The sequence below is a fragment of the Chryseobacterium sp. HNCC26DJ239 genome, from assembly GCF_057180445.1.
On record NZ_JBXUGJ010000006.1, the window covers coordinates 227,427 to 240,544 of the forward strand.

General features: G+C 35.4%; 13 protein-coding genes, 1 tRNA gene and 1 pseudogene. 2 read left to right on the plus strand and 13 right to left on the minus strand.

Translation table 11 applies throughout. The features are described from left to right. The first annotated feature begins 13 nt into the window (after nucleotides 1–13). A tRNA-Glu gene (locus tag AC2A1D_RS14660) sits at nucleotides 14–85 on the plus strand. Nucleotides 86–179: 94 nt separating this feature from the next. Here the strand turns inward: AC2A1D_RS14660 and AC2A1D_RS14665 are convergent. The 10 genes and pseudogenes from AC2A1D_RS14665 to AC2A1D_RS14710 form a co-directional block, all read right to left on the minus strand. Continuing rightward, nucleotides 180–1,139: a transporter gene (locus AC2A1D_RS14665; protein ID WP_484044320.1), complete on the minus strand. Its 960-nt coding sequence runs from the start codon at nucleotides 1,137–1,139 to the stop codon at nucleotides 180–182. A gap of 12 nt (nucleotides 1,140–1,151) precedes the next feature. After that, complete coding sequence (locus AC2A1D_RS14670) at nucleotides 1,152–2,225, minus strand: cytochrome-c peroxidase (RefSeq protein ID WP_484044321.1); 1,074 nt, start codon at nucleotides 2,223–2,225, stop codon at nucleotides 1,152–1,154. After that, on the minus strand, nucleotides 2,218–3,042 hold the full coding sequence (locus tag AC2A1D_RS14675) for an MbnP family protein (protein WP_484044322.1): 825 nt from the start codon (nucleotides 3,040–3,042) through the stop codon (nucleotides 2,218–2,220). The genes AC2A1D_RS14670 and AC2A1D_RS14675 overlap by 8 nt, the downstream gene beginning before the upstream one ends. Before the next feature lie 204 nt (nucleotides 3,043–3,246). Further along, nucleotides 3,247–3,615: a hypothetical protein gene (locus AC2A1D_RS14680; protein ID WP_484044323.1), complete on the minus strand. Its 369-nt coding sequence runs from the start codon at nucleotides 3,613–3,615 to the stop codon at nucleotides 3,247–3,249. A gap of 376 nt (nucleotides 3,616–3,991) precedes the next feature. Continuing rightward, nucleotides 3,992–4,663, minus strand: a pseudogene (locus AC2A1D_RS14685) (superoxide dismutase); the annotation flags it as partial. A gap of 95 nt (nucleotides 4,664–4,758) precedes the next feature. Further along, nucleotides 4,759–5,448 (minus strand): SCO family protein, encoded by a 690-nt coding sequence (locus AC2A1D_RS14690; RefSeq protein ID WP_484044421.1) that lies wholly within the window; start codon nucleotides 5,446–5,448, stop codon nucleotides 4,759–4,761. Beyond that, complete coding sequence (locus AC2A1D_RS14695) at nucleotides 5,426–5,701, minus strand: YHS domain-containing protein (RefSeq protein ID WP_484044324.1); 276 nt, start codon at nucleotides 5,699–5,701, stop codon at nucleotides 5,426–5,428. Before AC2A1D_RS14695 ends, AC2A1D_RS14690 begins: the two co-directional genes overlap by 23 nt. 163 nt (nucleotides 5,702–5,864) lie before the next feature. Continuing rightward, entirely contained in the window at nucleotides 5,865–6,227 is a 363-nt protein-coding gene (locus AC2A1D_RS14700; RefSeq protein ID WP_484044325.1) for a hypothetical protein, read from the minus strand. Nucleotides 6,228–6,564: 337 nt separating this feature from the next. Beyond that, nucleotides 6,565–8,517 (minus strand): heavy metal translocating P-type ATPase, encoded by a 1,953-nt coding sequence (locus AC2A1D_RS14705; protein ID WP_484044326.1) that lies wholly within the window; start codon nucleotides 8,515–8,517, stop codon nucleotides 6,565–6,567. A gap of 44 nt (nucleotides 8,518–8,561) precedes the next feature. Next, nucleotides 8,562–8,981, minus strand: coding sequence for a Fur family transcriptional regulator (locus AC2A1D_RS14710; protein WP_484044327.1), 420 nt, complete (start codon nucleotides 8,979–8,981; stop codon nucleotides 8,562–8,564). A gap of 92 nt (nucleotides 8,982–9,073) precedes the next feature. Between AC2A1D_RS14710 and AC2A1D_RS14715 the strand changes: the two genes are divergently transcribed. Further along, entirely contained in the window at nucleotides 9,074–9,481 is a 408-nt protein-coding gene (locus AC2A1D_RS14715) for a type II 3-dehydroquinate dehydratase (RefSeq protein WP_484044328.1), read from the plus strand. 105 nt (nucleotides 9,482–9,586) lie between these two features. Here the strand turns inward: AC2A1D_RS14715 and pckA are convergent, their stop codons facing one another. The 3 genes from pckA to fabD form a co-directional block, all read right to left on the minus strand. Then, entirely contained in the window at nucleotides 9,587–11,209 is a 1,623-nt protein-coding gene (gene pckA / locus AC2A1D_RS14720) for a phosphoenolpyruvate carboxykinase (ATP) (protein WP_484044329.1), read from the minus strand. Between the two features lie 118 nt (nucleotides 11,210–11,327). After that, nucleotides 11,328–12,230, minus strand: coding sequence for a GYDIA family GHMP kinase (locus AC2A1D_RS14725; protein ID WP_484044330.1), 903 nt, complete (start codon nucleotides 12,228–12,230; stop codon nucleotides 11,328–11,330). 10 nt (nucleotides 12,231–12,240) lie between these two features. After that, entirely contained in the window at nucleotides 12,241–13,116 is an 876-nt protein-coding gene (fabD, locus tag AC2A1D_RS14730; protein WP_484044331.1) for an ACP S-malonyltransferase, read from the minus strand. Nucleotides 13,117–13,118 lie beyond the last annotated feature (2 nt).

Consider the following 13,118-nt stretch of genomic DNA (forward strand, 5'->3'; position numbering starts at 1 on the left):
ATGGAAGATAGAGGGCCCGTTCGTCTATCGGTTAGGACCTCAGATTTTCATTCTGGTAAGAGGGGTTCGATTCCCCTACGGGCTACAAAACCATTGATTTATTTCAATGGTTTTTTTTGTTTTTACTTTTAAAATAAGCCCTGCAAAGATTCAAAATCTTAACAAGGCTTTACATTTAATTATATACCGAAATTAAGGAATAGAGAGAATCTCGACTCGGCTTCGATGTCGCCACTTGCCAATTGGCTGTATGCAGGAAGCATTAATTCGCTGCCTAAAATTACCTTTTTGTAAGACCACTCAAAACCTAGCTTTCCGTATAAAGCACTTCCAGCGGTTTTAGGTAAATCTTCACCAAACTGTTTATTTCTGTCGTAAACTTCTCCTTGAAAACCAAACTTTCCAGAGAAGAGCATCTTTTCTGTTGAAACCAATTGATAAAATGCAGAAGCTGCGTAATTCCATTGGTTTCCGAAACGGTAATGTTTTTGATTTTCAGTTTTCACAGTGTAATCCGTATTTATTAAAACTGCGACTTTATTTTTTTGAAATTTATAATTTAGCACAGTCTGAAAATCCCAACTACCAGTTCCTAATTGAAAACTTGGGTTTACTCCAGAAGCACCTTTCTCATCAAACTTTCCTAAAGGAATTTTCATTCCTACACCACCGTTCAATTGATGTGTTTTATTTTTAGAATTAAACAACTGGTAAATTCCCATTAGATTAAAATCACCAATTCCGCTAATCGTAACATCTCCTTGAAGCGTTTTCTTTTCATGAAAATGAAACGGCAAACTTCCATAAACACTTAATTTTCCAACCACAGGAATTCTAGCCCAAACTTGAACTGTATTAAAATACTGGTCTTGCGTAATCGCATTCACGAAAGGATTTTCTTTCGCTTTGTAATGCTGTGCAAAATATTTAATTCCCACAAATTGCGGGTTGAGCAAAGACTCAAAACCAGACGAACCATTTCCAGCAGCACAACCACAAGCATCACAAAAAAAATCTTCTTTCTGATTATGAAACTGGGGAAAAACATCTCTTTTTATCAACAGACTGTCGTGTGAAATTTCAGCGTGGGCAAAATTAAAAAATAAAACTCCCGCTGAAGTCATCAATATCTTCTTCATTATCTATACATTTTATTCTGCAAACCTTTTGTCTGCAATGAAACTTGGATCACTTAAGGTTTTAAGAAAAGTGATAATTAAACTTTTTTCCTGGCTCGACAAAGGAATTCCAATATGCCCGTTTTGTTTTAAAGCAGTATCCAAATTGGGTTGATTTTCCACGCTTTCTGAATAAAAATTCATAACAGCTTCTAAGGTGTACAATCTTCCGTCATGCATATAAGGAGACGTGTATTCTACATTTCGCAGACTTGGAACTCGAAATTTCATATTATCATTCCAATCCAGCGTTACTCGATATCTTCCTCTATCATCAAACTGAGCATTGTAATACTGTCCTGTATTTCGATAACTTTCGTCAGTAAAAAGTTCTCCCGAATGGCAAGTTGAACATTTACTTTGGAACAAAGCCATCCCTTGATTTTCTTCTGTGCTAAAAGTTTCTAAACCTTTTTTCATTTTATCATATTTAGAATTAGCAGAAACCATCGTGTACATAAACTGAGAAATCGCCTTCAAAACCCTTTCGCCGGAAATATTATCGTCGCCAAAAGCAGCTTTAAACATTTTTTTATAATTCGCATCTGCATTCAACTTTCCAACGACTTCTGAAAGCGAGCTATCCATTTCAAAATCTGTTGTGATGGGAACCAAAGATCTTTCATCTAAATTATGACTCACACCGTCCCAGGTAAAATTTTTCATAAATGCTAAGTTTTGAATCGGGGGTGCATTTCGAATTCCCAATCGATCATCAATTCCATGACTTACGGTATGACCATGATGCGTAAAAGCATATTCCTGAATATGGCAAAATCCGCACGAAATTGTGTTATTTCTAGAAAGTTTACCTTCATAAAACAACTTCTTTCCTAATGCAACGCCATTAATCGTGACAGGATTTCCTGTAATATCAAACGTAATATCCGGAAAGCCGTTTGGCTTTTCCAGATTATACAGCTCATCTTTTTGAATTGGTTCAATAACCTCTTCAGAACATGAAGAAAAAAGAGAGCTCAAAACAAAAAGAATAGCAAAAGTTTTAGACGAAAAGCGTTTTTGCTTAGTAAAAAAATTCCTAATCATTGTGCACATGGTCTACTTTAAACATCTGCGCCAAATTATTTGTAACCTGTACCAAATGCGTACTTGAACCCATCGCATTATCATTGGTTGAATCTAATGACAAAGAAGTTGCACCGCTTAAATATTGATTAAAATCTGCCAAAATATGAATAGAAGGAACAATATTTCCGTTTACTCGTGCTGTCGTTGGAAAATCGAGTGTAATTTCCCGATACAAATCTGGAGTATTATTGGCAGCAACATCCCCCATATTTCCGGTGTGATTCATGAATTCGGTTGTAGGAGAACTTGTTCCGTATTTTCCTTCAAGCTTTACGAAAACATAACCGGCTGCCCAAGACCAAGACATTCCTGCAGATTTTGCTTTTTCCCAGAAAATACCTTGTCCGTTTTGACCAATTAAATACGCAGACTGACTAATTCCTAAACCTAGTTTTATCTTTTTATAATTATTTTTTGGAATTTCATTCAGGTTGATGCGAACGAGCCCTGCTTCTGCCTGAGCTTGGTCTATAATAAAAGCACCTTTGTCTGGGTCGTTGTAATGATATTGAAATTCTGCGCCATTTTCGTCGATAAGACTAATGTTGCTAATTACATATTTTAAGGTTGAAAACTGATGTTTTTGCCCATTAACAGAAGTTTGCGTGGTTTGATTAAGTACGATATCTCCTAAACTGTTGAATCCATTTTCGAATTTGACTTCTAAACTTCCGGTCGTGTTGTTTTCCGAAGAATCGTCGTCGTTTCGGCAAGATAGAAGAGTGAATAAAGTAAAGACAAGAGTGAATAGTGATATAAATTTATAGATTTTCATAAGTAAATTTTAATTTTTGAAATCGTTTAGATTTTTCAGTGATACAAATAGAATTCTACCTCCATCGCGATAGGGATGGAAGCGGTTATCCTTTTTTTGGATTCTGACGTAAGGAAGAATCTAAAAAAAGATATGAGCGTACAGGCCGACCCGAGTTGCAGGAAAAGCTTCGGAGAGGGAATCGCCCAAAAAGAAATATAAAATCTAAAAAACCGGTGGTCTGAAAATCGTTTTTAAAAAGAGAAAAGTGTACACTTTCTCATACAAAAACCCAGAATGGGACGCTATTGAAAGGCAAGCGGTATGTAGAGCGGTAATGTCGGGAAGAACGTAAATATCGAGTAATTTCTGCCCTGTATTTTTTGTTTTGGATGAATTGGTTGCGTCGTTATGGGAAGATTTCACCAATTCTTTGGCGATGTAGCATTTTCCTTTACAATCGAACGTTTTTACTTTTTTGTTGATGCAAAGTTCTTCGCTAATGTAACGATAGTTTACGGCATAATCTACCCACGGCATCAATGGTCTGAACACCGTAAAAAAGGTAAGAAAAATGGCGACAACGTAATTCATATAGAAAAAAACTGCAGGGAAAAATCCCTGCAGGATTGGTATTTTAATGGTCTTCTGCAGTACACAAACCGATTACGGCGTGGAAAGTATCGTGCAAATCGCTTAAAGATTTTGTGATGTTTGCATCAGAATCTTTCTTTTTGATTTGCTTCTCTAAACTTTGGCTGTCTTTTGATAGTTTTGAGATTAATTCTTTTACACCTTTTCTGTTGAATTCTGCTGGAATTGGAGAAGTTTGTAAAGCTTTTGCGCTTGCAACCAATTCACCAATTCTGGTTTTGATAGGCTGTAAATTTCCTTCTTCCGCAGGATGAAATGTTTGCGCCATTACTGTATTGAAGCTTTTCATGGCTGTCCAATCGTCAAATTTTCCTTTTTTGGCTTTGGTTGCTTCTTCGTAACGTCTGCTGATTTCTTTCCAGTTTGTAACGTTCCAAATAGCCGTAAGATAATCTGCTCTTTTGTTTTGATATTTTAAATAATAGGCATGTTCCCAAACATCAATTCCGAAAATAGGAGTACCTTTTTCTTCCACAACATCCATTAAAGGATTGTCTTGATTTGGTGTTGAAGAAACAAACAATTTTCCGTTTTTATCAACAGAAAGCCACGCCCAACCTGAACCAAAACGGTCTGCTCCCGCTTTGCTCATCTTTTCTTTGAAAGCTTGCATGCTTCCAAATGTTTCGTTAATTGCTTTGGCTAATTTTTCTGAAGGTTGTGTATTTTTTTCAGGAGTAAGAACCGTCCAAAACAACTCGTGGTTGAAATGACCTCCTGCATTGTTTCTGATAGCCGGACTTACCGTAGAAACCTGCGATAAAATTTCTACTAAATTTTGCTTTTCTTGTGGAGTTCCCGCAATGGCTTTGTTTAAATTATTTGCATATCCTGCTGCATGTTTTGAATAATGAATCTCCATCGTTTGTGCATCTATATTGCCTTCTAGCGCATTATATGCATAAGGAAGAGGTGTTTGTTTGAACTGCGCAAAAGCAAATTGTGCTGCGAAAACTGCTGTGATAGCAGCGATTTTATAAATTTTCATAATTTTTAATTATTTCTGATGGAAGTTTGAAGCGTGAAGACGGAAGTAAATAACAGACTGCAAAAATTCCAGCTTTTAACTTCTAACTTCTATTGTTATTTCAATAATTTTTTAATGTCTTCAATTAGATATTCTCTGTCGGGATGATATTTTCCGTTGAGTTTAGGATTGGTTCCTTCTTTATCTTCGTAATTGAGTCCAGAATAATAAAGAATCGGTTTATTATTCGCATCAAATCGGCAACGAATGTTTCCCTCTTTATCGACCAAAGCAATCATTCCGCTGTGGTTAAGATTTTCGCTTTCGTCTTCTTGATTTCCCACGTAAATATCAAATTCATCTGCTAATTTCCCGATATATGCGCGGTTTCCTGTCAAGAAATGCCAATTCGGAGATTTCACCCCAATTCTTTTGGCGTGCTGTTTTAATATTTCAGGAGTATCATTTTGTGGGTCGATACTAATCGAAATAATTCCAAAATTGGGGTCATTAATTTCGTCCTCAATCGCTCTCATATTGGTATTCATGACCGGACAAATTGTAGGACAAGTACTGAAGAAAAACTCAACGAGATATACTTTTCCTAACATATCTTTATTGTTAATTTTTTTGTTATTCTGATCCGTCAGTTCAAAATCAGGCACTTTCATTACCGTAAAAAGATTGTTTTTAAAGTAGCTCATCCCAAAACCAATTCCCAAGAACAAAAGAATAATAACTACAATTGGAAGAATTATTTTTCTTTTGGAAGAATTCTGCGATTTAGTTTTTGACATATTTTTCAGGATTTTTTTTGAATTCGTCTCTACAATACGAACTGCAAAAACCGTAGGTTTTCCCTTTGTAAAGTGCCGTATTTTTCATATCGCTTTCCGTTGGCATTTCGCAAATAGGGTCTATTGCGTTTGCAAATTTCACTTTTTGTGTGGTTGTTTTAGCCGTTGTATTTTTCTTTTTATGCTTTACTTTTGGAGTTTCTTGCGCGCACGCCAATAATGAAACAGACAATAATGCTGTTAAAAAAAGTTTTGATTTCATTTTATCTCAATTGAAATTAATTAAATGTAGTAACCCGTTAAAAACCAACCATTCATATAATAAAATGGTTACAGTTTTTTATTAAAACCAAACTCATCATCAAGTTAAAAAACAAGACAATCTACTGATTTTAAATCACATAAAGATTTAGTTTAAGAAAAATTTAAACCAACGGAGGATGGAATATTCTGGAAAAATATTCAGAAGAAAATAGATTGATATAATCTGATTTTAAGCCTTCATTTTGAATGGAAAGCCCATTATCTTTAGAACAAAACAGTATTTCTTTAGCTAAAAAAACGTCTACACTTACAATTTTCACCAACTTTGAGCTGTTGCATTGCTTCTCTGTTTTTTCAATTTCTTTGCTAACGAAACATTTTCCTTTACAGGTAGAATCTCTTACATCTTTTTTCTCACAAAGGTTTTTAACGATGTAATCATAATTTATGGCGTAATTAATCATCGGCAAAACTGGGCGAATCGCGATGGTAAAAACAATAAAAAATGAAATGAAAAACTTCAAGTGTAAAAATTCTTTAGTACAAATATATGACACAAATTTCAGTTGGAGGTTAATTTATGATGAATATCAGTTGGTATTGCTTCCCACAGATTACACGGATTTACACAGATTTTTTAAAAGTATTACATAAAAACAACAAATCGTACGAATTAAGTTTTCTATATAAACACTATCATCTGGGAAAATCTGCGTGATCTGTGGGAAATAAGTTTTGGCTAAAGCCAAAAAATTTTGAAACAAAGAGAGCGGACTAAAGTCCGCTCCTATTGATATTAATTTCGAAAAATTATGCAAAGTGTGGTAAACTTCCCTCTCCAAACTTCATTCTTCCTGCTTTTCAAAACTTCATTCTTTGAATTCTCACTGCATTTAAAATCGCCAACAAAGCTACTCCTACATCAGCAAAAACCGCTTCCCACATGGTTGCTAAACCTCCTGCTCCAAGAATCAAGACAACTGCTTTTACTCCAAAAGCGAGAATAATATTTTGCCAAACTATTTTTTTCGTTTGCTTTCCAATATTAATTGCCATCGGAATTTTTATCGGTTGGTCGTCTTGAATAACAACATCCGCCGTTTCGATGGTTGCATCGCTTCCTAAACCTCCCATCGCAATTCCAACATCGCTTAAAGCTACGACTGGAGCATCATTAATACCGTCTCCCACAAAAGCAACGGATTGATTTTTGGCTTTAATTTCTTTTACTTTTGCTACTTTATCTTCGGGAAGTAAATCTCCAAAAGCATTTTCAATCGCTAAATTTTCTGCAACATATTTTACGACGGATGATTTGTCGCCGCTCAACATGGTGGTTTTTACATGGAGTGATTTTAGTTTTTGAATTGTTTCTTTAGCATCCGATTTAATAGAATCTGCAATCGTAAGATAGCCAACAAATTTTTGGTCGTAAGAAACCGCAATTAATGTATACACCACATCTTCGATGTTTTTGTTGTAAGAAATATTGAAATGCTTCATCAATTTAATATTCCCAACTAATAATTGCTTTCCGTTTATTTCCGCTTTTAAACCTTTTCCGGGAATTTCTTCAATGTTTTCTAATGAAATAGAATGGTCTATTTCTCCCACAAAATCATGAATTGCCGTTGCAATGGGGTGCGTAGTTTTGCTTTCTAAAGCATTAATCCATTTTAAAATTTCATCTTTATCAAAATCTTTATTGAAACTAACTTCCTGAACTTTAAAAACACCTTCCGTCATCGTACCGGTTTTATCCATCACCACATTCTGAACATCGGCAAGTATGTCTAAAAAATTACTTCCTTTGATCAAAATTCCGTTTCTGCTTCCGGCTCCAATTCCGCCAAAATATCCAAGCGGAATGGAAATCACCAAAGCACAAGGACAAGAAATTACAAGGAAAATTAATGCTCGATACAGCCAAGTTTTAAATACATAATCTTCTACAAAAAAGTAAGGTAAAAACGTAATTCCGAGGGCTAAAAACACAACAATTGGAGTGTAAATTTTAGCAAATTTTCTGATGAATAACTCAGTTGGCGCTTTTTGAGCGGTAGCATTTTGTACCAATTCTAAAATCTTGCTCAATTTGCTGTCTTTATATGATGCGGTAACTTTTACCTCAGAAATTGAGTTTAAATTAATCATTCCCGCTAAAACTTTCTCACCTTTTATTTTGGTATCGGGTTTACTTTCTCCAGTAAGAGCAGCTGTATTAAAAGAGGCTTTCTCACTCAACAATTCTCCATCTAAACCTAACTTTTCGCCAGATTTCAACTGAATCATTTCTCCAATTTCAACCGATTTTGCTTTTACCAAAACTGGTTTTCCATCTTTTAAAATAGTAACTTCATCGGGACGTTGGTCTAAAAGAGATTTTATATTCTTTTTCGCTTTTGTAACCGCCATAGCCTGAAAGACTTCGCCTACTGAATAAAAAAGCATTACTGCAACACCTTCCGGATATTCGCCAATGGCAAATGCTCCGACGGTGGCAATTCCCATCAAGAAAAATTCAGAAAAAATATCTCCTTTGGTCATACTTACCCAAGCTTCTTTCAAAACAGGAACTCCTACAGGAATATATGCAATGGCATAAAATAGCAAGCGAATCCAACGATGAAACCATTCATTTGCTATAAAATGGTCTAAAGAAATTCCCACCAACAACAAAACAAAAGAAATAATCGCCGGAAGAAACATCCGGAAAATAGATTGGTCGTGAGTATCATGAGAATGGTCGTGATCGTGACCTTCGTGATTGTGGTACTGTTCTTTTTTAGGTTTTGAACTGCAACATTCTTCCATAGCTTGAATTTTTATTCAAAATTAAACGCAAAATTGATGCAATACTATTGCAAACTTTCCAAGCAATTTTCACAAATTCCTTTGGCAAAAAGCCTTATTTCATCAATCCTAAAATGAGTCTGCAGATTTTCAGGAAAAGAAATATCTTCTCTGCAAGTAGTCTTTTTACAGATTTTACAATAAAAGTGAAGATGCCAATCTTTGTGTGTTTTTTCATCACATTCATCGTGGCAAAGCTTATATTTTGTTGTTGTGTTTTCTTGAATACTGTGCACAATTCCTTTTTCTTCAAAGGTTTTTAAGGTACGATAAATGGTGGTTCTGTCGGCGTTTTCGAAATGACTTTCAATATCAGATAAAGACAACGCTACTTCTTGAGAGCTTAAAAAATCATAGACAAGAATTCTCATGCTTGTCGGTTTTGTATTTTTATCGATGAGTTTGCTTTCGATATCTTGCTTCATGATTTAAATTTCTGAAATGGAGCTTTAATTTAGTGAAAAGATTTTGGAACGATAGTAAATTCATTTATAATAAATATCATTATTTTTACTTTATGAAAATCTTAATCGTAAACGGCCCCAATTTGAATCTTCTCGGAACTCGTGAACCAGAAATCTACGGAACGGTTTCTATGGAAGATTATTTGGAAACTTTAAAGACCGAATTTGGGAATCACGACATTCAATATTACCAATCGAATATTGAAGGCGAAATCATCAACAGACTTCAGGAGGATAATTTTGATGCCTTGGTCATCAATCCGGGAGCTTTTACGCATTATTCTTATGCGATTTCAGATTGTTTGAAAAATATTCAAAAACCGAAGGTGGAAGTTCATATCAGTAATATTTACAAACGTGAAGAATTCAGACAAAAATCTGTAACAGCTTCACAAACCGATGCGGTTTTGTCTGGCTTTGGAATGGAGGGATATCGATTGGCGGTTTTGAGTTTGAAGTGAATTTTCCACAATATAAATACTATTTTCTCTCGCAAATTTTGCAGATCAAACGGATTTATTTCTAAAAAAATAAAAAGCCCCATCTTTCGATGGGGCTTCATTTCACTATTTCTCAATCGTCTGTTCCTGAAGTTGAGGACCAGAAGCAATAAGCATTTTGCCTTCTTCAGTATCACAATACTGCTCGAAGTTTTTGATATATTTTGCAGCAAGATCTCTTGCTTTTTCTTCCCATTCTGCAGCAGTACTATATGTATCACGAGGATCCAAAATACCTTCTGAAACGTTTGGTAATGCTTTAGGAATTTCAAGATTCATAATAGGAACTGTTGTGGTTTCAGCTTTATCAATTGAACCATCGATGATGGCATCGATAATTGCTCTTGTATCTTTCAAAGAAATTCTTTTTCCTGTACCGTTCCAACCTGTATTTACCAAGTACGCTTTTGCACCGTGCTCTTTCATTTTCCCGATTAATGTCTTAGAATACATTGTTGGGTGTAATGTAAGGAAAGCTTCACCAAAAGCTGGAGAGAATGATGGTTCTGGTTCTGTAATCCCTCTTTCTGTACCTGCTAATTTTGAAGTATATCCGCAAAGGAAATGGTATTGCGCTTGGTTTTCATCTAAAATTGAAACCGGTGGCAAAACTCCAAACGCATCGGCAGAAAGATAAACAATCTTCTTCGCGTGACCTGCTTTTGAAGGTAAAACGATTTTACTGATATGATAAATTGGGTAAGAAACCCTTGTATTTTCTGTAACAGAACCATCGCTGTAGTCACAAACGCCATCATGTACCACAACATTCTCCAAAAGTGCATCTCTTCTGATAGCTCTATAAATATCTGGCTCTTTCTCTTCAGATAAATCGATTACTTTTGCATAGCAACCACCTTCGTAGTTGAAAACACCATTGTTGTCCCAACCGTGTTCGTCATCACCAATTAAATATCTTTTTGGATCTGCAGACAAAGTAGTTTTTCCTGTTCCTGAAAGACCGAAGAACAAGGCTACATCACCATCTTCACCTACATTTGCAGAGCAATGCATCGATGCCATTCCTTTTAACGGAAGGTAGTAGTTCATCATAGCAAACATTCCCTTTTTCATCTCACCACCGTACCAAGTACCTCCAATAATTTGAAGTTTCTCTGTAAGGTTGAACATGATAAAGTTTTCAGAGTTTAATCCCTGTGCTTCCCAATTAGGATTAGTTGTTTTTGAACCGTTGATCACTGTAAAATCTGGTTCACCATAATTTTCTAGCTCGAAATGAGAAGGACGAATAAACATATTCGTAACGAAATGTGCTTGCCAAGCTACTTCTACAATAAATCTTACTTTAAGTCTAGTATCTGCATTAGTTCCGCAGAACGTATCGACTACATAGATTTTTTTAGCAGTCGAAAGTTGATCTAGTACCAATCCTTTACAAGAATCAAAAATCTCTGGAGTAGTTGCTAAATTTACTTTACCATCCCAAAAAATTGTGTCTTTCGTAATATCATCCTGAACGATGTACCTGTCTTTTGGCGATCTTCCTGTAAAAACTCCTGTTTTTACAGACACGGCACCAGATTCTGTGAGTTCAGCTTTTTCAAAACCCTGGTTTTCAGACGAAACTTCAGCCTGATACAATTCTTCATACGAAGGATTGTAGCTTAATTGATAATTCCCTTTAATCCCTAATTTTTCTAAATCCTGGATGATTTTGGCGTTTTTCATTTTACTTATATTTTCTTTTTGTTTTTTACTTAATATTAAATTAATATTAAAGTGGTTTAAATATAAAACTATAAGCGAAACTGGCAAATAAAAAATAATTTATATAAAATACTGATTTTTAAATAATTAAATCACCCCATTCAAAAATAGTGGTAAAACCTTTGCCCGAAAAATAGTCCTGAAACCCCTCAAATTTTGAAGACATCACAAAATCTCCACCCCAAGCTCCTAAACTTTTCACAAAAGTTGGGCAATCGTTGAAATACAGCGACTTAACTGTCGGAATCTCAACAAATTTAGAAATTCTTTGCTCATGTAACATCATTAATTGAGAAAAATTTTCCAATTCATCACATATTAAAATTTTCTTTGTAAGATTGGAAAAACCACTCACCATTTCTTGAGATTTATTTTTACTCTTGTAATGATTAATTCCTTCTCGGCTGTCTTGCTTTTGGTTGAGATGAATAAAAATAAGCTGGTCTTTAAATGAAGGGCTATAATCTACCTTCTCAAAATGAATCTCTGGTTTGTTTTGATACAGCACTGCAGATTTAGCATGCGCAACGGCAATATCGTAACCGCTTCCGCCTAAACTTAATGTATTGAGCTGAAAAGGATTAATTTCCGCCCATTCTGCGAGGTTGTTCATCAATGTAGAACTACTTCCCAGACCGTAATCTGCAGGAAATTGAAGGTTGGTTTTTAAGGAATACGAATCGTTGGTTTTAAATTTAGTTTCAGAAAGATTCTGAACATTTTTGAGAGTTTTAAGAATAAACTCTGCGCTTGTTGTAATATTGGTTTCTAAAACCTGCCATGTTTTATAATCGATAACAGCTTTTAGCCAAGGTTTATTTTGATGATAAGCTTCCCAGAAAATAAGAGATTTCCCATCTTGCTGTTCTTCAAAAAAAAACTCTTGTCCTAGTTTGGTGGGTACCGCTAAGACAAGAGCTCCGTCTACAGCGAAATATTCTGAAGTAAGCATTAGCTTTCCTGGTGAATAAATTTCGCCCATTATTTTAAAATTAAATTGCTGAAGCAGAAGTTACCTCGCTATCAATTTTTTTGATTAATCCTTGAAGCGTTTTTCCAGGACCAACTTCTACGAAGTTTGTAGCTCCGTCTTTGATCATATTTTGTACAGATTGCGTCCATTTTACAGGACCTGTAAGTTGCGCAATAAGGTTTGCTTTAATTTGATCTGGATCTGTAACAGCTGTCGTCGTAATATTTTGGTATACGGGAATGGTCGCTTTTCTGAATTTAGTATTTTCAATTGCAGAAGCCAATCTTTCTTGCGCTGGTTGCATTAATGGTGAGTGGAATGCTCCGTTTACAGGCAATAATAATGCTCTTTTTGCGCCCGCTTCTTTTAGCTTTACGCAAGCTTCTTCTACTGCAGGAGTTTCTCCTGAAATCACAAGCTGACCAGGACAGTTGTAATTGGCAGGAACTACAATACCACTAATTGTAGCACAAATTTCTTCTACTTTAGCATCATCAAGACCTAAAATAGCAGCCATTGAACTTGGGTTTGCATCACAAGCAGCTTGCATTGCTTTTGCTCTTTCAGAAACCAATTTCAAACCATCATCAAAAGATAGAACTCCGTTGGCAACTAATGCCGAAAATTCTCCTAAAGAGTGACCAGCAACCATTTCTGCGCCTAAACCATTTACGGCTTTCAAAGCTGCGACAGAATGTATAAAAATTGAAGGTTGCGTAACTTCAGTTTTCTTAAGATCTTCATCTGTCCCGTGGAACATAATTGAAAGAATATCGAATCCTAAAATTTCATTGGCAGATTCCATCATATCTTTAATGTCTTTACGGGAATCGTACAGTTCTTTTCCCATACCGACAAACTGAGAACCCTGCCCAGGAAATACAAGTGCTTTCATGT